This is a genomic window from Variovorax boronicumulans, from assembly GCF_040544675.1.
In the GTDB taxonomy this organism is placed as follows: domain Bacteria; phylum Pseudomonadota; class Gammaproteobacteria; order Burkholderiales; family Burkholderiaceae_C; genus Variovorax; species Variovorax boronicumulans_D.
Genome location: NZ_JBEPKK010000009.1, coordinates 163,438 through 183,292 on the forward strand (window position 1 = coordinate 163,438; position 19,855 = coordinate 183,292).

Here is a 19,855-nt window from a genome sequence, read left to right on the forward strand (position 1 = left end):
AAGTGATGCAAGCAGGCTAGGCAGCGCTGTTGAAGAAGGCCAGCTTGCGCGCGCGGGGCAAGGCCTTGACCTTGATCTCCGCCCGCAGCGCGGCGCCCTTGTCCGGGTATTCGCGGGCCGCCAGCACGCGCAGCGGCGGACGCGCGCGTGTGAACTTGGCGCCCAGTCCGAAGACGTGCTGGAAGAAGCGCTGCTCCACGTCGAGCGCGATGCCCGCGTAGTACACGCCGCCTTCGCATTCCAGCAGATAGAGCCAGTAAAGCTGGGGCTCGGCGTCTGGCGGGGAGTGGGGCAGGGTTGCAGGCACGGCGCAGATTGTGCAGCGACAATCTTGCGATGGCCCAAGGCAAACGCATCTCCGCAGACATCGACAGCAAAGCCCTCCAGGCAATCCGGCACATGGGTGCGCAGGCCAAGCTGGCGCGCACCAAGGCCGGCGAAGGGCAGTCCGCGGCGGCGGCGCGGCTGGGCGTGCACGTGCAAACCATCGCGCGCATCGAATCGGGCGAACCCGGCGTTGCCATCGGGCATGTGCTGGGCCTGCTGGCGCTCTACGGCATCGAGACGAAGCTGGCGTTTGCATACGGCGAGCCACCCCCTGCATCCGAGGAGTGAACACATGAACGCTTCCCTGCGCATCATCGTCTGGGTCGGCATGGGCACTGTCGCGATGGGTTGCATCGCGGCTCAGCCGATTGAACAGCGCCCCGCCGAGGCCAAGCGCGAGGCCGAGCCGGTCATGACCCGTGCGCGCCTGGAGAGCTTTCACAAGGAATCCGACGGCAAGTTCTACGCGCGGCTGAAGCTGCTGCCGAGAGCCAAGATTCCTTTCATGACGCAGATCTTCAGGGTGCTCGATCCGTCGCCGCTTGCCGACATTCCCGTGGGGTCGTCGGTCAAGTTCACGTCGAAGCGCATCGACGGCGAGAACACGCTGACCTCGATCCGCGTTGTCGACGAATGCGTGCGGTTTCAGAAGTGCGATTGAATTGATCGGGCCCACGACTTTGCGGTCTGGTCACCCAGCAGGCGATCTGGCCTCGCGGCCTTCTGCAATGCGCAAGCCCGTTGTCTTGGGTAGCGGTGTTTCTCGCGCGAGCTTCCGCGCGAATCGGCAGCACCGGGCCAATTGAATGTCTGGATCTTCCAAATGTTTGATGTCCTTCTTTCTCTTTGGTCTTGCGTCGGTGCCGTGGCCGGACTGCTTGTTGCGATGGCGGTCCACTGGATTGCACCGGCCGACATTGATACTGTCCAGGCTGGCGCATGGTTGGTGGGGATCGGCTGGGCTGCCGGTCTCGGGTGGGAGCTTTTATGCTCCGATCGGTCGAAGTGAATCGCGCTCGAAGTAAGGGGACACCATGAGATTTTTTGCGCTGGCCGCAATCGACGGATACCAGCGATTCATCTCGCCCTACAAGGGTTTCAGTTGTGCGCATCGTGTGCTGACAGGCGAGGCGTCCTGCTCGCAGTTTGCCAAGCGTGTCATCAGTCGTTTGGGTGTCTGGGCGGGTGCCCTGGTCATCATGCGACGCTTCGGTACCTGCGCCACTTCAGCGCGAATCCTTGCCGACTCTCGATTCCACGCCGAAGGCACGCAGCCGGAAACGCCTGCAGAAGCTTGCCCGATCTGGTCGCGTTGGGGCGCGAGGAAAATGTCAGGGTGTTGCGGGTGCTGGCCGGGCTAGATAGAGCGTGCGAGCCGCGGCAGCAGTGGTCGATCACGGCGTCATCGGCATTCGCAGGTCTTGGGACCGTGCGGCCCGCCTGATGCAGCATCGCTCGGCGAAACCAGCAGGCCGTTCTGCCAACCCCGCTCCATGCAGGTCGCTTTGCATATCTCGCTGCCCACAATGCTCGTTGAGTTCCCACCCCTTCCGTACCCGAACAACAGTCCCATAAGGGCGAAGCCGAAAAAAACGAAGAGCACGGCCAGGGTTGTTCTTAACCGCTGATCCTTCTTGGTCTTCACGGGTGGTCGAGAGTCGGTCATGGCGCCATCAAAAGTGAGAGCTACGGAAATGAAAAAAATGAAACGAGTCAGTGTCGCCGCGTTCGCGCTGGCGGTGAGCATTTCTGCCACTGCCGGCGCATGGGGAGAGGGTCCCTTCGACAACGACGATGCAATGGACTGGCTCTCCGAATGCGCAAAGCCCTCGGGGCGTACCGCCATCACGCGCGCCATCGAGGCAGCATTGCGCCCTGGTTACCTGGACGCTGAAGACGGGTCTATCGCGGTGGCCGCCGCGCAAGTCATTGCCAGCGCCGACGGTAAAGGCCCCAAGGTGCCTGGTCCGCAAGCCACAGCTTGTTTCGCCAAGGCGAATGAACCCGAGGTGCGCGCGCTCGCACCGCGTGCGCGTCAGGCCCTTGCCCGCGTGGCGGACCGGAAGTCTTCGGAGCTTGCCCAACTATGGGCCGAAGGCAAGCCAAGCGGATGGGATTCGCGCATCGGCGAACTGAGGGCCAGGCTCGGGCGTTGAGCGCGCTACGCGGCGCTCATGCGCTACCCAGTTCGCGGCATCAGACACCGGCGGCCTCCTTCGGCGCGCGGGCACAGAGCATCCAGCACGCCGCGGGGAAACGAACTTCGTCGCCACGCACATACGGCTCGAATGCCGCGCGCACCGCGTCGATCACCCGTTTGCGCGTCGGTTCGGCCGCGTCCTGGAGCACCTGCCCGACGGCGCCGAGCCGCGTGAGATAGCCCACCAGTTCCTTCTCGGGCAGCGTGCAGTCCACGTCGATCGGCTGGATGTCGATGTCGCCCCATCCGCTCTGCTGCAGGATGGATGCAACGCGCAGTCGGTCCGCAAAAGCGAACTGCCCCGGCGCGCCGGGCTGGCGCACCGGCATGTTCGACAGCAGTGGCGCCGCTGCGCGCTCTCCCGTCGTCATGAAAGGGTTCTCCGCCGCGCTGCGCCACGCGATGGCGCGCAGCGGCGCACCGGCCTTCGCGGCCCGCCGCAGGCTCGCGAAGGCGGCCACCGGGTCCTCGAAGAACATCACGCCGAAGCGCGAGACGACCATGTCGAAGCTCGCGGGCTCGAAGGCGTGCCCCTGCACGTCGGCCTGCATGAAGCCGGCGGGCGTGTCTTCGCGCTCGCTGCGCGACCAGGCCCTGGCGAGCATCGGCGCGGAGATGTCCACCCCGGTGCAGCGCCCCCCGGCACCGAGCAGCCGCGCGATGGCGAGCGTGGTGCTGCCCGTGCCGCAGCCGACGTCCAGCACCCGCAGCGCCGACGCGGCGCGCACCGCATCGACGAGCAGGTGCTCGAAGGGCTCGAACATGCGGTCGAGCACCGCCTGTTCGTCGACCCACGCGTGGCCTGCGCGGCCGTTCCAGAGCGCGGTTTGTTCGTTGTTGGGCGGGTGTGCGGCAACCATGGCTTTGATCCTTCTTGCGTGCCCCTGAAAGAGGCGGAAGCTAGACTGTGCAACTTCAAGTCGACTTGAGGTCAAGCGGATGACGCACCTGGACATTGCCGAGGTGGCGCGGCGCTCCGGCATCCCCGCGTCCACGCTGCGCTACTACGACGAAAAGGGGCTGATTGCCTCCACCGGCCGGCAGGGGCTGCGCCGGTTGTTCGACGCCGCCGTGCTCGAGCGCCTTGCGCTGATCGCGGTGGGGCGCGCCGCCGGTTTCTCGCTCGACGAGATCGCGCGCATGTTCGCACCCGAGGGCCAGCCGCGCATCGACCGGCAGGCGCTTGCGGACAAGGCGGACGAACTCGACCGGACCATCCGCAAGCTGAGCGCCATGCGAGACGGCCTGCGCCACGCCGCGGTCTGCCCCGCGCCCAGCCACATGGAGTGCCCGACCTTCCGCCGAATCGTGAAAGCCGCCGGCGCCGGCGCCGGGGCCATCGGCGCTCGCAGCAAAAAGTTACCGAAGCCGCACCCCAACCAGAGGTGAAGTGAACCCGGCGAAACTAGGGGCTTCGCACACCGGCCCCGCGCCGTCTGGAAATCACACCTTGTCGTCTACCAAAGCCGCCCGCATCGCACTCTCCGTTTCGGCAGCAGCCATCGGAAGTCTCGCGGCGTACTGGACCCTGCTTGCAACGCGGCAGGGGCACATCCTGTTCAACGCCCGCAAGCTCCCCGTCGTTCCTTTGTCGGACGACTTTTCCACCTACTCGCACACCGTGCCCGGCGGCATGGTGCGTGGCTACGTCTATCACCCGCAGGGCGAAGAAGCGCTGCAGGACCTGTTCATCTATTTCGCGGGCCGGGGCGAAGATGTTCGCGCCACCGCGCAAACGCTGCACTGGCTGCCCGAAGGCTTCGGCTTCGCCGCGCTCAACTACCGGGGCGTGGCCGATTCGCAAGGGCACCCTTCGGAAATCGCCTCGGTGGAAGACGCGAGCCAGTTCGCCAAGCACCTGCGCCGCGCGTTCCCGCATGCGCGCCTGCACGTGGTCGGCCGGAGCCTGGGCACGGGCGTGGCGATACAGCTGGTGGCGCGGCAGGACTTTGCGAGCCTGCAACTGGTCACGCCCTACGACTCGATGCTGGAAGTGGCCAAGCGCCGCTTTCCGCTGGTTCCGCTGTCGCTGCTGCTGCGCCATCGCTTCGACTCGCTCACCCACTGCGCGGAGGTGGCCGCAAAAACCCAGGTGTTGCTGGCCGCGCACGACGACGTGGTGCTGCCCGAGCGTTCGGCCAAGCTCATCGCGGCATGGCCCACGCCCGTGAGCGTGGAGACCGTGCCCGCCTCCGACCATCACAACATCATGGGGCTGGAGGCGACCTGGCTGCACCTCATCGACTTTGCGTTGACGGCGATCCTGCCGGAGCCGAAGGTGGCATGAGGACAACCTTTGCCATCAAGCCCGGCATGTCCGGCCCGCATGCTTCGCTTTGTCCTACAGGCACGGCATCACCTACCCGCGAGCATGGTCCGATGAGCAAACTGATCCTTGCAAGCCTGACCGTGGCCGCGCTGTGCGCGAGCACCGCAGCCATCGCCGAACCCGTCAAGGTGCCCATCGACAGCGGTGAAAAGGGCACCGTGTACGTTGCGCCCAACGTCCAGCCTACCGAAACCTCGGCCTACACCAAGGGCGCGACCATCGGTGTCGAGCGCCCGGACGGCAGCGGCACCTACATCGGCACCGACACCTCCACACCCAGGCCCACGTACTCGGTGGGCGCGAGCACGGGCGGCGACGTGTCGCTCACTGGCGGCGTGTCTTCCGACGGCAAGGCGAACAACGGCGTGAAGGCCGGGGTCACCATCAAGTACTGACCGGGGTTGGCCATCGTGTAGCCAGCCACGCACTCGGGCACGTAGACTGCGCCGCATCACTGCACGAGGAGACTCTTGATGGCCATCGACACACTCGCCACCTGGCACCAGCTCGTCAAGTCGCATGACGCAAAGGGGCTCGATGCCCTGCTGGACGACGACGCCGTTTTTCTTTCGCCCGTGGTGCACAAGCCGCAACTGGGCAAGGCCGTCACCGCCAAGTACCTGACAGCGGCCTTCGAGGTGTTCTTCAACGACAGCTTCCGCTACGTGCGCGAGCTCAAGGGCGAGCGCGATGCGGTGCTCGAATTCGAGGTCGAGCTCGAAGGCATCGCGGTCAACGGCGTCGACATGATCAAGTGGAACGACGCGGGCAAGATCGTCGAGTTCAAGGTGATGCTCCGGCCCCTGAAGGCCGTGAACCTGATCCACCAGAAGATGGGCGCGATGCTGCAGGCGGCGTCGTCGGTTTCTTGAGCCCCTTCCGAGCCGCAGCCGCAGTGCTCAGACAAGCGTGCCGTACACGATGAAGCCTTCGTGCAACGCCACCTTGTCGTAGAGCGTGCGCCCGGCTGCGTTGTCCACATGCGTCTGCCAGTACACGCGGTGGCCGCCCACGCGCTGCGCATGCGCGTACACGCCCTGGATCAACTGCCGCCCCACGCCCTGGCCACGCTCCGATGACAGCGTGAACAGGTCCGACAGGTAGCAGGTCGGCTCGATGCGCACGGTGCTGCGGTGAAAGAGGTAGTGGGCCAGGCCCACGATCCGGCCGTCGCGCTCCGCAAGCAGCGCATGCGTGGGCTCATAGGCGTCGAAGAAACGCTGCCACGTGGCTTGCGTGATCGTGTCGGCCAGGGCGGTCGCGCCTTCGCGTCCGTAGAAGGCGTTGTAGCCGTCCCAGAGCGGCTTCCAGCCTGCGTGGTCGTCGGGTGTGGGCGGGCGGATGAGGAAAGAAGAAGAGGTCGTCATGTGCCGGATTGCATCACGACTCGGCCCGTCACACGGTGTCGGTTGTTGCCCTGGGAAAAGCGCACGCAGGCGGCGACACCGGCGTTGCGGGCGGCATGGCCGGCTTCGGGGCCGGCCCCATCGACTGCTCCAGAAAGTCGAGCATTGCGCGCATCGCCGCGCTGTTGTGGCGGCGCTGCGAGTAGGCCGCATACAGCCAGTGGTCGTGCGGCATGTGCTCGCGCAGCACCGGCACCAGCGCGCCGCGCTCCAGATGCGATTGCGCCAGCGGCTCCGGCACATAGGCCACGCCCACGCCGCGCAGCGCCAGCTCGATGAGAGCCATCGCATCGTTGGCCTCCATGCGGCTGTGCACTGCCACGTCGTGCGGCTTGCCGTCGGTCTCGAAGGGCAGGTGCGTGGTCGGCATCGACGCATAGCTCAGCATGTCGTGGCGGCCCATGTCCTCGGGCACCTGCGGAATGCCGCGCCGCGCCCAGTAGGCGGGCGACGCGCACACCACCATGTCGTATTGCACCAGCCGCCGCACGATGAGGTTCATGTCGTCGATGCGGCCGCCGGTCAGGTGGATGTCGATGCCTTCCTCGATCAGGTCGATGTCGCGGTTGGTGAACACCAGGCTCACATACACCTCGGGGTAGAGGTTGATGAACGCGGCCATCACGTCGGACAGCCACCCCCCGATCATTCCGTTGGGCGCGCTCATCCGCAGGCGCCCACGCGGATGGGCCCCGTGGCCCTGCAGGTCGTTGAGCGTGCTCTCGGCCATGGCCACCAGTTCGGCGCTGCGGTCCAGCAGCACCTGGCCGGCATCGGTGAGGCTCAGCGAGCGGGTGGAGCGGTTGAGCAGACGCACGCCGCTGCGCGTTTCAAGCTCGGCCACATAGCGGCTGACGGTGGCCTTGGACATGCCGAGCGAATCGGCGGCGCGGGAGAAGCTGCGGCGGAACGCGACTTCGCGGAATGTTTTGATGAGGTCGAGGCCGTCCATGGTGGGCGCATTGTTCCAGCATCGGGAGTGGGGCCTGAGGCTGTAGGGGCATCGATGTTTTCTCGGGAATGCCGGTTCTTGCAAGAGGTGCCCGGTAGGTCAGCTCATCAAGTCGCCGCATCTTGTCATTGCTCGAACAGTGCGTGATGCTGGACTCCGATTTCATGTTTCAGCTCTCGTCGGAGGAGCGGACCGCTTTGAGGTCACAAACTGTGACCTCAAACACAGGCTGCGGTGGCCGGCGCACGGCACCTTACGTACTCACCGAAAAGGGTGTGGCGAACGTTCGCGCTCGCGCAGCAGGCATGCGCCGATTTCAATGTCTCGCCCCTAGTCTCAGCGCGCCTACTTCGGCCGACGCAAGCGCACCGGTCCGCCTGGAGACCTCGCATCGACCTCGTCAGCCCCCCGAGTGACCCGCAGCGAGCCCTTGGTTGCCAGCGTCGCGGCAACGCGACGCACAGCAGGCATCAACGCACGCCAGTCGAGATCACTGCTCGCCAGCGTACGTGCAACCTCCGACGGGCAGATCGAAGCAGCAGCATCGCGTTGCGCCAGCAGCGCGAAGACGGTCTGCGCGATTTGCTCGTCGCTGGCGAGCTTGGGTGCGTCGTCCGTCATCTGATCTTCAAAGCAGCTCCGGCCGCTCGCGCATGTCATTCGCGGTACGCCGAATCGCCGCGCGCTCATCGGCGCTGAAGCGCTGCAGGTTGCGCGTCATCACCACGGTGCGCGGATTGCTTTCGAGCATTCGTTCATGGCGTGCCACGAAGTCCCAGTACATCACCGTGACAGGGCACGCGCCTTCGCCGCTGCGCGTGCCCGGCTTGTACCGGCAGCCGCCGCAATAGTTGCTCATTCGGTTGATGTAGGCGCCGCCGCCCGCATAGGGCTTGGTCACGAAGCGCGCGCCGTCCGCAAAGAGCGACATGCCCACCGTGTTCGGCAGCTCGACCCACTCCACCGCGTCGACATACACCGACAGGTACCACGCATGCACCTGCGCCGGCGCAACGCCGAAGGTGAGCGCGAAGTTGCCGGTGACCATCAGGCGCTGGATGTGGTGCGCATAGCCCGTTCGCAAGGTCTGGCCGATGGCCTGCTTCATGCAGTTCATGCCGACCTCGCCCGTCCAGTACCAGCCGGGCAGGTCTTGGTGGTGGTCCAGCGCGTTGGCGTCGGCCAGGTCGGGCATTCGCCACCAGTACACGCCCCGCATGAACTCGCGCCATCCCAGGATCTGCCGCACGAAGCCTTCGACCGATTCCAGCGGCACTGCGCCCGCACGCCACTGCGCCACGGCCGCATCGATCACTTCGCGCGGGTCCAGGAGCTTGAGGTTCAACGACGAAGACAGGAGCCCGTGATACAGAAATGGCTCGTCGGTCCACATCGCGTCCTGAAAACGCCCGAAGTCCTGCAACCTGAAGGCCATGAAGTCGTTCATGGCAACGAGGGCCTGTTCGCGCGTGACCGGCCAGTCGAACCGCTCGGCGCTGCCGTAGTGGTCGCCGAAATGCGTCTCCACGTCGGCCAGCACTTCGCGGGTGATGGCATCGGGCGCGAAGGAGGTCGGCGGCGGCAGCATGCCCGGGCCGTTGCGGCCGAAGGCGCCCCGATTGTCGTGGTCGAAATTCCATTGCCCGCCTTCGGGCTGGCCGCGTTCGTCGAGCAGCACTTCGTGCTTGACGCGCATCTTTCTGTAGAAGGCCTCCATCACCAGGCGCTGCTTGCCTTGCGCGTGCTCCGCGAACTCGGCGCGCGAGGCCATGAAGTGCAGATCGTCGCGGACCGCAAGGCGCACGTTTGCGGCCCGGCATGTCTTTGCGATCGCTTGCTCCAGCCGCCATTCGCCCGCCTCGACCATCACGACCGCGTCGGGGCGGTGGCGCGACAAGGCGTCGGCCAGGGCAGCCTCGATCGAGGCGAAAGGATGCGTGCCCAGCTTCAGGTAGTCGACGGGCATTCCGCGCGAGGTGAGCGCCTCGGCAAAGTGGCGCATCGCCGAAAGAAAGAGGGCCGTGCGCATCTTGGTGCTCGGCACATGCTCCGATTCTTCTGGCACCTCGGCCATCCAGATGCGGTCTTGCGCGGCGTCGAAGCCTTCGAAGGCCACGCTGGAGAGGCTCAGTTGGTCGCCCAGGACGACGATCAGGTTGCGCATGGACGAATGAATGATCGATTGGGATGGTTGGCGTGCCGCGTGGACGGTGCCTCCATCATCGGGCTCAGATCCTGAGCGAGGCTCTGAACCCGCGCGATGCGTAGTAGGACTGCGCCCCGTTGTGATAGACGAACACCATGCCGTAGCGCCTGTCGCAGAACAAGGCACCGCCGAGCTTGCGGATTTCCGGGGGCGTTGCGATCCAGCTGGATGTCTTCAGGTCGAACTCGCCGAATGTCTGCAGCGCGCGGTATTGCGCTTCGGTCAGCAGCGCAACGTCCATTGCCGCGGCGGTGTCGATGACGTTGCCTCCGGGCTTGTTTTCTTTTCGGGAGTGCAAGGCCTCGGCGTCGAAGCACAGGCTTCTGCGGCCTTGCGGGGTTTCAGCGGCGCAATCGCAGAACAGGTAGGCGCCCTCGTGGTCCGCTGCGCCGATGACGTCGGGTTCACCGCCTGTTTGCTCCATTTCGAAGAGCGAGCTCAGTTTTTTGGTGCTGGCCTGAAGGCGATCGAGCACGGCGGCCCACTCGGCTGCGGGGTGTCGATGCTTGTTCTGGGCGAATCGGAGCTTCAGTGCGTCGATGAAGGCTTTGCGTTGTTCGGCGTTCATGGGGCTTGGTCCTGTTGTGCGGTGCACCGGTGACGGAAAGGGCGCTCGGTTTTATAGCAGCCGGGGGAAATCACCCGCCAAAATCGGACGGCCTCATCCAAAAACCGATTTGCCGCGTACCAGTGCCTACGGCACGCCCTCCGACGTGCCGCCAAACAGGAACCGCCATGCCGCAGGACATCACATTCGCCATCCGCTGGGTCGAAAAAGGCCTGGTCCCCGACCCCTTCATCCGCCGCGGCATCCGCCGCCTCTTGAAGGAGCGCCTGACCGAACTCCATGCCGGCAACGCCCTGGCTGTCGCCGAGCTGACACAGGATTTCGTCGCCCGGATGAGCGCTTCCCACCTCGCCCCGCTCCCTGAAAAAGCCAACGAGCAGCACTACGAAGTTCCTGCCGCCTTCTTCGGCGAAGTCCTCGGCAACCACCGCAAGTACAGCAGCTGCTACTGGCCCGAAGGCACCCGGACCCTGGAAGAAGCCGAATCCGCCGCGCTTGCCGCCACCTGCGAGCGCGCGGGCCTGGCCAACGGGCAGGACGTGCTGGAGCTGGGCTGCGGTTGGGGCTCACTCACCCTGTGGATGGCCGAAAAGTACCCGGGCAGCCGCATCACCGCGCTCTCCAACTCCAATTCGCAGCGCGAATACATCGAGGCCCAGGCCAGGCAGCGGGGCCTGGCCAACGTGCGGGTGCTCACCCGCGACATCAACCTGTTCGACACCGACGACCGCTTCGACCGGGTCGTTTCCGTCGAAATGTTCGAGCACCTGCGCAACTGGCCGCAGGCCTTCGCCAATGTGGCGCGCTGGCTCAAGCCGGGCGGGCGCTTCTTCATGCACGTGTTCGCGCACCGCGAGGCGCCGTACCCCTTCGAGGTCCGCGACCCCAGCGACTGGATGAGCAAGTACTTCTTCTCGGGCGGCATGATGCCCAGCGACGACCTGGCGCTGCACTGCCAGGACGACCTGCGCCTGTTGCGCCGCTGGCGCTGGGCCGGCAGCCATTACCAGCGCACCGCCGAGGCCTGGCTGCAGAACATGGATGCGCGCCGCAACGAGCTGCGCCCGCTGTTCCAGGCCACCTACGGCGCCGAGGCCAATGTGTGGTGGACGCGTTGGCGGCTGTTCTTCATGTCGGTGGCGGAACTGTTCGGCTTCGACGACGGGCAGCGCTGGTGGGTCAGCCACTATCTTTTCGAGCGCCGCGAATCATGAGGCTCGCCCCCAGGCTTCGCGCACTTCGTGTCGCTTCTCCTTCCCCCGACCGGGGGCAACACCGATGGCCCGGCGAAGCCGGTTCCATGGTGTTCCTCGAACGTGCAGGAGTGGCTGTCTCATGAGTGGCATCGCCTTGGCGGGATTGGCATGGACCGCGCTGCTCGTGGTGCTGACCTGGCTGGCCAGCCTCGCGCGGCATGACGTGAGCCTGGTCGACCGGGTGTGGCCGCTGTGCATCGTGGGCGCGGGGCTGGTTTATTTCTCGCTGCTGCCGGGGCACACGCCGCGCGGGCTGTGGATGGCGGTGCTGGGCACGGCCTGGGCGGTGCGGCTGTGCGTGTATATCAGCGCGCGCAACTGGGGGCACGGCGAAGACCGGCGCTACCAGGCGATTCGCGCGCGCAACCAGCCAAACTTTGCGTTCAAGAGCCTGTACCTGGTGTTCGCGCTGCAGGCGGTGCTGGCGTGGATCGTTTCGGCGCCGTTCCTGCCGGGCATGGCGTCGGCGCGGCCGCTGGGTGTGCTCGATGTCGCGGGCATTGCGCTGGCGCTGTTCGGCATCTTCTTCGAAGCCATCGGCGACGCGCAGATGGCGCGCTTCAAGTCCGACCCCGCGAGCAAGGGCCAGGTGATGGACCGGGGCCTCTGGCGCTACACGCGGCATCCCAACTACTTCGGCGAGGTCTGCGTCTGGTGGGCGCTGTGGCTCATCGCCATCGGCGGTGCGGGCTGGAGCGGCGCGTGGAGCATCGTCTCGCCGCTGCTCATGACCTGGCTGCTGCTGAAGGTGTCGGGCGTGAGCATGCTCGAAGGCGACATCGGCGAGCGGCGGCCCGCTTACCGCGACTACATCGCACGCACCAACGCCTTCTTTCCGGGGCCGGTGCGCAAGAACAAAGTGCCATGACAAAAAATCGCAGGGTTTGGGCGCTGGCCTTGTGGGCCGCGCTGTTCAGCGGCGCCGCCTCGGCCACGGGGCCGGCCAGCGGCGAGTGGAGCTTTCGCGTGCTGCTGGACGATTCGCCCATCGGCGAGCACCGCTTCATGCTGGCCACCGCGGGCGAGGATCGCCGGTTGACCAGCGAGGCCGAGTTCTCGGTCAAGCTGCTGGGCGTGACGGTGTACCGCTACCGGCACTCGGCCAACGAAACCTGGCGCGGCGACTGCCTGCGCCAGCTGGTCTCGAAGACCGACGACGACGGCACGCCCGAGAAGGTGGATGCCAAGGCCGTGGGCGACAACACGCTGGCGGTGACCACGGCCAAGGGCACGCAGCCGGTCGAAGGCTGCGTGATGAGCTTCGCCTACTGGAACCCCACCATTCGCAGGCAGGAGCGGCTGCTCAACTCGCAGACCGGCAAGCTCGAAGCGGTGCAGGTCGCCCGCGCCGGCAGCGGCATGGTGGAGGTTCGCGGCCAGCCGGTGGAGGCCGCGCGCTGGCGCATCGCCACGCCGGCGCAGCCCATCGACGTCTGGTACACGGCGCAGGGCGAGTGGGTGGGGTTGGACTCGACTGTCAGTGGTGGGCGCAAGCTGAGCTATCGGTTGAAGTGAATCGCCCGGCCGTGGCGGTTCTTCACGCGCGTGCGCAGCGCACGATGGCGCCGCTCACTGCTCGTAGCAGATGTCCAATCTGACCAATGCGCCTGCGCTGTCGATGCGGTCGGCACGAAAGTAGTAGCGGCCGCGGTAGCTGTCGAAGTGAAGGGGCAGGGGGACGGGGTCGCCCCAGCTCGTCAGCGCGAAGCCCTGGTCTCGCAGCCAATGCAGCAGGGCGTTCAGGCGCTGCGGGTCGGGGTCTACGCGGATGTCCGCGTCTGCGGGCGGCGTGCCTTGTGTGTCTTGCGGGCCTTGCAGAAAGCGGGCGAAGCTGCCGAGCAAGGTGAACGCATGGCCCTGCGCGCGCAGCGCATCGAGCAATGCGGCGGTGGCTTTGAGGTCGATACGTTCGCGCTGTTTGCGGAACACCAGGCCGTATTCGTGGCGGCGGTCGGTGCGTGCATCTGCGCTGTCTTTTTCTTCTTCGCTTTCGTGCGGATAGACCAGCACGCGCTCTTCCTCCATGACGAACAGCGAGCCCAGGATGCGCGCGAGGTCGAAGGCCAGCGGCAGCACGCGGTCGCCCAGGCGGATGTTCTGGACCATCGCGATGCACGCGCCGCCTTCGCGCAAGCCTGAACGGACGCGGTAGAACACATGGCGTAGGCCTTCGAGGTGTTGTGCATAGCTCTGGCTGTCGTAGAGCTGCGCGGTCGATGGTGTGCCCGGCCAGCGGCACCCGAAATAGGGCACGTTGGCCAGGCAGAGATCGAAGGGCGGCAAGGCGCCGTCGTCCAGCGCATCGCACGATCCGTGAAGGAGCGTGGTGCCGCTCAGCAAGCCATGGCGCGTCAACCGTTCGCGGATGAGGTCGATGCGCCCCGCATCGACTTCGCAACCGGAGGCCAGCCGGTTTTCGAGCCGCGCCGCGAGCAAGGTGGTGCCGAAGCCGGCGAAGGGATCGAACACCGTGTCGCCCGGCCGCGAGAACTGGCGCACGAACGGCAGCATCTGCTCGACCCATCCGCAATCGCGCCCGCCCATCGGGTCGCCGGCGCGCAGGTCGTCGGGCAGTCGATGCCGCGGCGACTCGCGCTCGAGCATCAGCCAGCTGTGGCTAGCCATGGGTGTTTTGCCGGTTCGATGCGCGTGTCGAGCAGCACGTCGTGCCCGGGCTCCCAGCCGGCGCAGAGCTGGCCGTCGGCAAAGTACACGAGCTTGTAGACGTCGCCGCTCGCATGGCGCTCGTGCATGGCGCCGTAGTCGGCGCTTTCGAAGACGACCGAAAGACCGCTGGCGGTGCGCAGGCGCAGGTTCCAGAAGTAGTAGCCCTCGGTGAGGCTCTCCAGGCGCCAGCCGTGCGAGACGGCGGGGTCGTCCAGGCAGGCGGTGAGCAGCGCGTCCATCGACACGCGCTCGGCGCGCAGGTAGCGCGCGGTGGCGTTGTCGCGGTAGCCGTCGTCCAGGCGGGAGAACTCGCGAAAGACGACGGTGCCCGCGCCGCAATGCTGTGCCCACCGCAGGTAGGCCGCCACATCCTGCGGCCCGGCGACGCCGCCGCGCTGCAGGATGCACACGAGGCGCAACGCCACCGCATCGGCCAGTTGCCGCGCGGTGCGCTCGAACACGGCCTGGTCGCCGATGGCCACTTCGGGGCGGAACCGCATGATGTTTTGATTGACGGCGCCTTCGTGATGGTGGCGGGACAGCTCCAGCCAGCTCAGGGCGAAGCCTTGCAGTGCGCGCCGCAGTGCCTCGCCGTATTGCGCGTCGGCGAAGCCTGCGCCGTTGGTATAGAGCACGCGGTCTTCGACCAGGGGGCCGTCGCGTTCGCCCGCGGTCAGCGTGGCCAGGAGTTGCAGCATCCAGCCGGCGTCGTCGCTGGTTTCCAGGCCCGAGAGCGACCATGACAGCGGTACGCCGCGCAGCGCCTTCAACGCGCGGGCGAGCCCTTCGAAATAGTCGGATGCCGGCCGCAACCGGGAGGCAGGCGTTCCGCCCTGGGCCTTGCGCAGGTTCTCCGAGCAGAAGCTGCAGCGCGCCGAGCAGGGCCGCACCGAGGCATACGGCGTGAAGGTGACAGGCTGCGCAAAGCGGCGCTGCACGCCGCCGATGGCGTGGCTGTGCCAGCGCGTCGCTTCATGCTGAAGCGGCGCGCGCAGGGTGACCTGGCCGACCGAGTGGCGCAGGCGCTCGAAGAGCGGTGAACTCGCGCTGCGCGGCAGATCGGCGCGTGCGACCTGGTCCAAGGGCCAGGTGGTGACGCGCGGTACCACCTCCGTGCACAGGGCTGGTTCGGACGAGATGGCAGGGCTGGAGGCCGGAAGCAGAGCAGGGTGCATGGCAGGCGATGGAGCGGCAGAAACGCCGCACCCGCAACCATACGACAGCCTCGGCTCCAGGGGGCGATCCGCTCGACCCGATGGATGGGTGCCGTTGGTGCCATGGGTTCATTGGGAACAGCCGCGCAATCTGTTAGAACCGCCCCATGCGCGCATCAGCCCTTCTCATACCGCTCTCTTTCATCGCCCTGGCTGCGAATGCGGACGTGGTGCGCTGCACCGACGCCAGCGGAAAAATCTCGTACACCGACGGCAAGTGCCCCTCGGACACCCGGCAATCCCGGCAGGTGGACATCGACGATTCGCCGCCTCCGCCGGTGCCCCGGCCGCAGGACGAAGCATGGCGTCGGTCGGCCTACGCACCGGCGCCGCCGCTTCCGGTGCCCGCGCCTTCGGGCCCGGCGATCATTCCCTCCAACCCGGTTGCCGAGGCTCCCCCGGTCGATCCGCCGGTCTACATCCTGGGGCCGGACCCGTATTACGACGGCGGTCGCCGCCCGGGCTATCGCCCGCCGCCGCGCGTTCGCGATCCCGGCCCGCCGCCAGGGTCGCGCCCTTGCCAGAACCTCGCGGGCATCAAGCGCAACAACTGCTGAAACCCGTTGCGGCCGGCTGCATCGCCGGCCAGCAGGCGTCCCTTTTTCTCCATGAATCTCCCAGCGCCTGAGCGCCCCCGCCACTGGACCGTGTACTGCGACGGCAGCGCCATGCCCAACCCGGGGCGCATGGGCATCGGCGCCGTCATCACACAACCCGACGGCACGCGCCACACGCTGTCGCAGGCCACGCACACCACGGGCTGCAACAACGAGGCCGAACTGCGGGCGCTGACCCTGGCGCTGCAGGCCTTGCACACGCGCGGCGCAAGCGCTGTGGTGGCTTACAGCGACAACAGCATCCTGGTCGAGCAGCTCGGCGCCGCCGATGCCAGGCCGATCGCTCGCCTGGCGCCCTTGTTCGACGAAGCGCGCGCACTGCTTACCGCATTCGAGGAGGCCAGCGTGCAGTGGATTCCGCGCCACCGCAACGCCGAGGCCGACGCACTGGCGCGCGGTGCGCTCGGCTTCGGGCCCAAGCCGCCCCCCAAGCCCTGGAAGAAGCGGCGATAGCAGGCCTCGCCCGAGGTCCTATCATTCGGGTCGTTCCCGAAACACCGATCCCCATGACCGAACCCATCGACCGTCCGCCCCTTCCCGATCACCTGTCCACCGACGCGCGCAGCCCGCACCATGTGGCCGCCGTCTTCGAGCACGCCATCGGCATCCGCTTCAACGGCAAGGAGCGGCTCGACGTGGAGGAGTACTGCATCAGCGAAGGCTGGATCAAGGTGCCCGCGGGCAAGGCGGTGGACCGCAAGGGCTACCCGCTGCTGCTCAAGCTCAAGGGCACGGTCGAGGCCTACTACCGCTGAGCTGAAACCTGCCGCCGGGCCCCGAGGGGCCCGGCTCCTTCACCGCCACTGCAGCAGCAGCGACCAGGGCTGGCGGCTCATGTGGCGGTCGATGCACCCCGGCGCACCGGCGGCGCATCCTTCGGGCAGGTAGCTCGCATCCAGCAGCCTCGTGCCCGGCGCGAACGCCAGGCGCCGCAAGGTGACCGACTGCAGCACGTTGCCGCCCACGGCGTCGAAGCCCGCGGCATCCACGGCCACCACCACATCGCAATGCATCGGCAAGGCCTCGCCGCCGGTGGGGCGCAGCGCCAATACCTCGCCGATCCTGTCGAAGGTGTCCAGGCCCGCGCCCATACCGCGCGCGTGGCACACCAGGTCGCCGACACGCGGCGGCGTGCGCATCAGGTCGCAGGCACGCAGGGCGTAGCGCGGGGAGCGGCCCGTGGCTTCGTCCAGGCCCGCCTTCCATGCGGCGCCTGCGTAGTCGGCATGCGCTTCGGAGAAAAGAAACTCGTCGGCGCTGAACCCCGCCGTGCGCGCGATCCAGCTGATGAAGGCCGCCGACCAAGGCGCATCGATCACGGCGACGCGGCTCAGCGCATCGTCGATGGATGGCGGTTCGGACGACGCGGGTCCGGCATCGGGGCCAGCATCGGTCTCGGCGCTCACGCCGCGAAGCCGCACACCCGTGGCCTGCCAGTAGCCGAGCACGCGCTGCCAGGGCGCCAGGTCTGGCGGCGTGCGCCGCACGCCCTGCGCCTCGGCATCGCCCGCGAAGGTCATGCGGCCTTCGGCATCCATCGTCTGGCCGCCGAAAGCCTGGTGTTCCTGCTGCGCGAAAGCAGCCATCGCCAGCGCGCGCGAGGGCGCCGGGGCTTGCAGGGCGGTGTCCTGGCAAGCTTGCGCGGCAGATGCGCTGCCTGCCGCCGCCAGCAACAAAGCAAACACGCCCACAGCCAGGGTCTTCAGAGGCAACGAAGAGGTGGCGGTGGGCGGCGTCATGTCGCAAGGAGCATAGCCCTTCGGGCCGTGCGCTCCCCGCGCGCGCAAGCGGGGCGTGGAGAAGAAGAAAGGGGCCGGCTCCTACAATCGCCGCTCCGTCGCGGGCCATCTGTTGCCACAAGCTCCAAGACGGAGCCCGCGCTCCCCAGAACCGGTGGGCTTTCCGGGCAAACACAAGGACTGCATTGACCGATTCGCTGCTTACGCTGAACGCCGGGTCGTCGTCGATCAAGGTCGCGTTGTTCGATGTCGCCGGCCAGGGCGATGCGCTGCATGCGGCGCGCTGGTCGGGTCAGGCCGACGGGCTCGGCGCCGGGTTGAAGGCCAGGCTGCGGGTGCACGATGCGCAAGGCCGGCCGCTGCTCGACGAAACGCTCGAAGGCGACCGGCGTTCGCACCAGGGCGCGCTCGCGGCGCTGCTCGAATGGCATGCAAAACAGGGTGACGGGGAGGGCGGCGGCGACCGCATCGCGGCGGTCGGCCATCGCATCGTGCATGGCGGCATCAACTTCGTCGCGCCGGTGCGCATCGACGATGCGGTGCTGGCCGAACTGGCCGCGCTGGAGCCGCTCGCACCGCTGCATCAGCCGCACAACCTGGCCGGCGTGCGCGCGGCGACAAAAGCCTTCGAGGGCGTGCCGCAGGTGGCGTGCTTCGACACGGCATTTCATTCGACGCAGACCGAGGTGAACCGGCGCTTTGCGCTGCCGCGCGCGCTGCACGATGCGGGCATCCGGCGCTATGGGTTCCACGGGCTTTCCTATGAATCCATCGTTGCGCAGTTCGCTCGCGTTGCGCCGGAGCTGGCGGACAAGCGCGTCGTGGTTGCGCACCTGGGCAACGGTGCCTCGATGTGCGGCATTGCACAGGGCCGCTCCGTGGCGACCACGATGAGTTTTTCTCCGCTCGACGGCCTCACGATGGGCACGCGCTGCGGGCACCTCGACGCGGCCGTGGTGCTGTACCTGATGCGCTCGCACGGCATGTCGGCCGACCAAGTCGAGACGCTGCTGTTCCGCGAGTCGGGCTTGCTGGGGCTGTCGGGTATTTCGAGCGACATGCGCGAGCTCGACGCCTCCGCCGCGCCCGAGGCCGCCGAGGCCATCGCGCATTTCATCGAGCAGGTGGTGCAGCACATGGGCAGCCTGACCGCTGCGCTGCGTGGGGTGGATGCAGTGATCTTCACCGGCGGCATCGGCGAGAACGCCGCCGCATTGCGCGCGCGCATTCTTGAAGAATGCGGCTGGCTGGGTGTGCGTGTCGATGCTGCAGCCAATGCGGCGGGGCAGGCGCGGCTCACGATGCCCGGGAGCCCCGTCAGCGCCTGGGTGCTGCGCACGGACGAAGAGGCGGTGATTGCGCGCCACACCGCACGCGTGCTGCGCGCGGCGGGCTGAGGCTGTCGAAGCCTGGCGCAGCTAGGCCGAGGCCTGCGCCGCCGCCGGGCCGCGAACGGCGGCTCGTGCCAGCCGCCATGCGATGAACAGGAAGGCCAGCGGCAGCACGATCGTCTGCAGCACGAACAGCGCAATCAGCTTCACGATGCGTTCGGCCCAGTCGGAAGCCGATTGGAGAATCTGGTCGTAGGTCGCCTTCAGGTTGGGCAGCTTCGGGAGCCAGCGCTCGATGCGTTCCTTCCATCCCTCCCCCTGGGCCGAAGGCGCCTCCTGCGTGGCGTCGACCACCGCGGCCGGCGACTTCTCGATGCCCGACAGCGCCATCTGGTATTCGCCGGCCATGAAGACGCGGTAGACGCCTTCGTTCGCCATCGCGCTCAGCGGCACCGCAAAGCGCACCAGCAGCAAGCCGATCAGCGCCGATTGCAGCCAGCGCGGTGCATGGCCGCGCCGCCATCGCGCCGCGATCCACACCAGCGCCACGCCGCACACCAGGTAAGACATCAGCTCATGCGCCCCGATGCTCAACAGCATCAGCTGGATGCCGAAGGACACGCTGGCCGCCAGCATGATGGCCGCGAACTGCTCGATCAATTCGTTCAAGGGCTTGAGCGCCTGGCCCGGCGCAAAGCTGACGCCCACGCCGCCGGGCGTTGCATCGACCTGCGTACCCTGCGCGACCGACACCACCGCCCCCAACGCACGCGCGGCGGCAAAGGTGGTCAGCGCGCGCTTCAGGCCGTCGTTGACCTGCTCGCGCGCGGGCGCATCGATGGGCGCCAGCCAGCAGCCGACGAACACGGCGATGGCGACAAGGAGCAGGTAGGCACGTTGCATGGGAATGGATTTGTTCATGGCTTACGCCGAAACCACGCAGGCGAGCGCGGCGGCGATAAAAGGGGAGTGAGGCAGCTTGGGCATGGGCGCCATTCTGTGGCCTCGCACGGAGCCGGACAGCGTCATAGCCCCGCTGCCTG

Annotated in this window: 28 protein-coding genes; 16 read left to right on the forward strand and 12 right to left on the reverse strand. The window is 67.1% G+C overall.

Features of this window, described 5'->3' with window-relative positions; translation table 11 throughout:
* Positions 1 to 16: 16 nt before the first annotated feature.
* Complete coding sequence (locus ABIC90_RS17340; RefSeq protein WP_354356082.1) at positions 17 to 307, reverse strand: GIY-YIG nuclease family protein; 291 nt, start codon at positions 305 to 307, stop codon at positions 17 to 19.
* A gap of 29 nt (positions 308 to 336) precedes the next feature.
* On the opposite strand from ABIC90_RS17340, the gene ABIC90_RS17345 reads away from it, so the two are divergent.
* From ABIC90_RS17345 to yidD, 3 genes are all read left to right on the forward strand, one after another.
* Complete coding sequence (locus ABIC90_RS17345) at positions 337 to 615, forward strand: helix-turn-helix transcriptional regulator (protein ID WP_354356084.1); 279 nt, start codon at positions 337 to 339, stop codon at positions 613 to 615.
* Between the two features lie 4 nt (positions 616 to 619).
* Complete coding sequence (locus ABIC90_RS17350) at positions 620 to 988, forward strand: copper-binding protein (RefSeq protein WP_354356086.1); 369 nt, start codon at positions 620 to 622, stop codon at positions 986 to 988.
* 373 nt (positions 989 to 1,361) lie between these two features.
* Positions 1,362 to 1,688, forward strand: coding sequence for a membrane protein insertion efficiency factor YidD (gene yidD, locus ABIC90_RS17355; RefSeq protein ID WP_354356088.1), 327 nt, complete (start codon positions 1,362 to 1,364; stop codon positions 1,686 to 1,688).
* A gap of 41 nt (positions 1,689 to 1,729) precedes the next feature.
* Here the strand turns inward: yidD and ABIC90_RS17360 are convergent, their stop codons facing one another.
* Entirely contained in the window at positions 1,730 to 1,972 is a 243-nt protein-coding gene (locus ABIC90_RS17360; protein ID WP_354356090.1) for a hypothetical protein, read from the reverse strand.
* Positions 1,973 to 2,021: 49 nt separating this feature from the next.
* Between ABIC90_RS17360 and ABIC90_RS17365 the strand changes: the two genes are divergently transcribed.
* On the forward strand, positions 2,022 to 2,483 hold the full coding sequence (locus tag ABIC90_RS17365; protein ID WP_354356092.1) for a DUF4259 domain-containing protein: 462 nt from the start codon (positions 2,022 to 2,024) through the stop codon (positions 2,481 to 2,483).
* A gap of 40 nt (positions 2,484 to 2,523) precedes the next feature.
* On the opposite strand, the gene ABIC90_RS17370 is transcribed toward ABIC90_RS17365, so the two are convergent.
* Positions 2,524 to 3,387, reverse strand: coding sequence for a class I SAM-dependent methyltransferase (locus ABIC90_RS17370; protein WP_354356094.1), 864 nt, complete (start codon positions 3,385 to 3,387; stop codon positions 2,524 to 2,526).
* Between the two features lie 79 nt (positions 3,388 to 3,466).
* Between ABIC90_RS17370 and ABIC90_RS17375 the strand changes: the two genes are divergently transcribed.
* The 4 genes from ABIC90_RS17375 to ABIC90_RS17390 all read left to right on the forward strand — a co-directional run bounded on the left by ABIC90_RS17375 (position 3,467) and on the right by ABIC90_RS17390 (position 5,728).
* Positions 3,467 to 3,916, forward strand: coding sequence for a helix-turn-helix domain-containing protein (locus ABIC90_RS17375; protein ID WP_354356096.1), 450 nt, complete (start codon positions 3,467 to 3,469; stop codon positions 3,914 to 3,916).
* 61 nt (positions 3,917 to 3,977) lie between these two features.
* Positions 3,978 to 4,814 (forward strand): alpha/beta hydrolase, encoded by an 837-nt coding sequence (locus tag ABIC90_RS17380; protein WP_354356098.1) that lies wholly within the window; start codon positions 3,978 to 3,980, stop codon positions 4,812 to 4,814.
* 92 nt (positions 4,815 to 4,906) lie between these two features.
* A complete protein-coding gene (locus ABIC90_RS17385) occupies positions 4,907 to 5,251 on the forward strand; it encodes a hypothetical protein (RefSeq protein WP_354356100.1) in 345 nt (114 codons plus the stop codon).
* 78 nt (positions 5,252 to 5,329) lie between these two features.
* Entirely contained in the window at positions 5,330 to 5,728 is a 399-nt protein-coding gene (locus ABIC90_RS17390) for a nuclear transport factor 2 family protein (RefSeq protein WP_354356102.1), read from the forward strand.
* A 27-nt stretch (positions 5,729 to 5,755) separates the two neighbouring features.
* On the opposite strand, the gene ABIC90_RS17395 is transcribed toward ABIC90_RS17390, so the two are convergent.
* Together ABIC90_RS17395 and ABIC90_RS17400 are read right to left on the reverse strand one after the other, a co-directional pair.
* Positions 5,756 to 6,223, reverse strand: a complete 468-nt coding sequence (locus ABIC90_RS17395; protein WP_354356104.1) for a GNAT family N-acetyltransferase — start codon at positions 6,221 to 6,223, stop codon at positions 5,756 to 5,758.
* 28 nt (positions 6,224 to 6,251) lie between these two features.
* Entirely contained in the window at positions 6,252 to 7,214 is a 963-nt protein-coding gene (locus ABIC90_RS17400; protein WP_354356106.1) for a LysR family transcriptional regulator, read from the reverse strand.
* Positions 7,215 to 7,378: 164 nt separating this feature from the next.
* On the opposite strand from ABIC90_RS17400, the gene ABIC90_RS17405 reads away from it, so the two are divergent.
* Entirely contained in the window at positions 7,379 to 7,630 is a 252-nt protein-coding gene (locus tag ABIC90_RS17405) for an ORF6N domain-containing protein (protein ID WP_354356257.1), read from the forward strand.
* Here ABIC90_RS17405 and ABIC90_RS17410 read toward each other — a convergent pair.
* The 3 genes from ABIC90_RS17410 to ABIC90_RS17420 all read right to left on the reverse strand — a co-directional run bounded on the left by ABIC90_RS17410 (position 7,560) and on the right by ABIC90_RS17420 (position 9,988).
* On the reverse strand, positions 7,560 to 7,835 hold the full coding sequence (locus ABIC90_RS17410; protein ID WP_354356108.1) for a DUF3253 domain-containing protein: 276 nt from the start codon (positions 7,833 to 7,835) through the stop codon (positions 7,560 to 7,562). The genes ABIC90_RS17405 and ABIC90_RS17410 overlap by 71 nt on opposite strands.
* Before the next feature lie 7 nt (positions 7,836 to 7,842).
* Complete coding sequence (locus tag ABIC90_RS17415) at positions 7,843 to 9,378, reverse strand: cryptochrome/photolyase family protein (RefSeq protein ID WP_354356110.1); 1,536 nt, start codon at positions 9,376 to 9,378, stop codon at positions 7,843 to 7,845.
* 64 nt (positions 9,379 to 9,442) lie between these two features.
* The gene (locus ABIC90_RS17420) at positions 9,443 to 9,988 is read right to left on the reverse strand and encodes a DUF4256 domain-containing protein (RefSeq protein WP_354356112.1); all 546 of its coding nucleotides are present in this window, start codon (positions 9,986 to 9,988) and stop codon (positions 9,443 to 9,445) included.
* A 167-nt stretch (positions 9,989 to 10,155) separates the two neighbouring features.
* Between ABIC90_RS17420 and ABIC90_RS17425 the strand changes: the two genes are divergently transcribed.
* From ABIC90_RS17425 to ABIC90_RS17435, 3 genes are all read left to right on the forward strand, one after another.
* Entirely contained in the window at positions 10,156 to 11,202 is a 1,047-nt protein-coding gene (locus ABIC90_RS17425; RefSeq protein WP_354356114.1) for an SAM-dependent methyltransferase, read from the forward strand.
* A gap of 121 nt (positions 11,203 to 11,323) precedes the next feature.
* Positions 11,324 to 12,112, forward strand: a complete 789-nt coding sequence (locus tag ABIC90_RS17430) for a DUF1295 domain-containing protein (protein ID WP_354356116.1) — start codon at positions 11,324 to 11,326, stop codon at positions 12,110 to 12,112.
* On the forward strand, positions 12,109 to 12,759 hold the full coding sequence (locus ABIC90_RS17435; RefSeq protein ID WP_354356118.1) for a DUF6134 family protein: 651 nt from the start codon (positions 12,109 to 12,111) through the stop codon (positions 12,757 to 12,759). Before ABIC90_RS17430 ends, ABIC90_RS17435 begins: the two co-directional genes overlap by 4 nt.
* A 54-nt stretch (positions 12,760 to 12,813) precedes the next feature.
* Here ABIC90_RS17435 and ABIC90_RS17440 read toward each other — a convergent pair whose 3' ends face one another.
* Together ABIC90_RS17440 and ABIC90_RS17445 are read right to left on the reverse strand one after the other, a co-directional pair.
* A complete protein-coding gene (locus ABIC90_RS17440; protein ID WP_354356120.1) occupies positions 12,814 to 13,869 on the reverse strand; it encodes a DNA methyltransferase in 1,056 nt (351 codons plus the stop codon).
* A complete protein-coding gene (locus ABIC90_RS17445) occupies positions 13,848 to 14,993 on the reverse strand; it encodes a hypothetical protein (protein ID WP_354356122.1) in 1,146 nt (381 codons plus the stop codon). The genes ABIC90_RS17440 and ABIC90_RS17445 overlap by 22 nt, the downstream gene beginning before the upstream one ends.
* Positions 14,994 to 15,232: 239 nt before the next feature.
* On the opposite strand from ABIC90_RS17445, the gene ABIC90_RS17450 reads away from it, so the two are divergent.
* From ABIC90_RS17450 to ABIC90_RS17460, 3 genes are read left to right on the forward strand one after another with little or no spacing between them, the layout of a single operon-like run.
* Positions 15,233 to 15,682 carry a DUF4124 domain-containing protein gene (locus ABIC90_RS17450; protein ID WP_354356124.1) on the forward strand — a complete coding sequence of 150 codons (450 nt, stop codon included), beginning with the start codon at positions 15,233 to 15,235 and terminating at the stop codon, positions 15,680 to 15,682.
* Between the two features lie 51 nt (positions 15,683 to 15,733).
* Positions 15,734 to 16,195, forward strand: coding sequence for a ribonuclease HI family protein (locus ABIC90_RS17455; protein WP_354356126.1), 462 nt, complete (start codon positions 15,734 to 15,736; stop codon positions 16,193 to 16,195).
* A 53-nt stretch (positions 16,196 to 16,248) separates the two neighbouring features.
* The gene (locus ABIC90_RS17460) at positions 16,249 to 16,497 is read left to right on the forward strand and encodes a DUF3297 family protein (protein ID WP_354356128.1); all 249 of its coding nucleotides are present in this window, start codon (positions 16,249 to 16,251) and stop codon (positions 16,495 to 16,497) included.
* 39 nt (positions 16,498 to 16,536) lie between these two features.
* Here the strand turns inward: ABIC90_RS17460 and ABIC90_RS17465 are convergent, their stop codons facing one another.
* Positions 16,537 to 17,481, reverse strand: a complete 945-nt coding sequence (locus ABIC90_RS17465; protein WP_354356130.1) for a DUF2272 domain-containing protein — start codon at positions 17,479 to 17,481, stop codon at positions 16,537 to 16,539.
* Positions 17,482 to 17,666: 185 nt separating this feature from the next.
* Between ABIC90_RS17465 and ABIC90_RS17470 the strand changes: the two genes are divergently transcribed.
* The gene (locus ABIC90_RS17470; protein WP_354356132.1) at positions 17,667 to 18,878 is read left to right on the forward strand and encodes an acetate/propionate family kinase; all 1,212 of its coding nucleotides are present in this window, start codon (positions 17,667 to 17,669) and stop codon (positions 18,876 to 18,878) included.
* Positions 18,879 to 18,899: 21 nt separating this feature from the next.
* Here the strand turns inward: ABIC90_RS17470 and ABIC90_RS17475 are convergent, their stop codons facing one another.
* Positions 18,900 to 19,715: a hypothetical protein gene (locus ABIC90_RS17475; RefSeq protein WP_354356134.1), complete on the reverse strand. Its 816-nt coding sequence runs from the start codon at positions 19,713 to 19,715 to the stop codon at positions 18,900 to 18,902.
* Between the last annotated feature and the right edge of the window lie 140 nt (positions 19,716 to 19,855).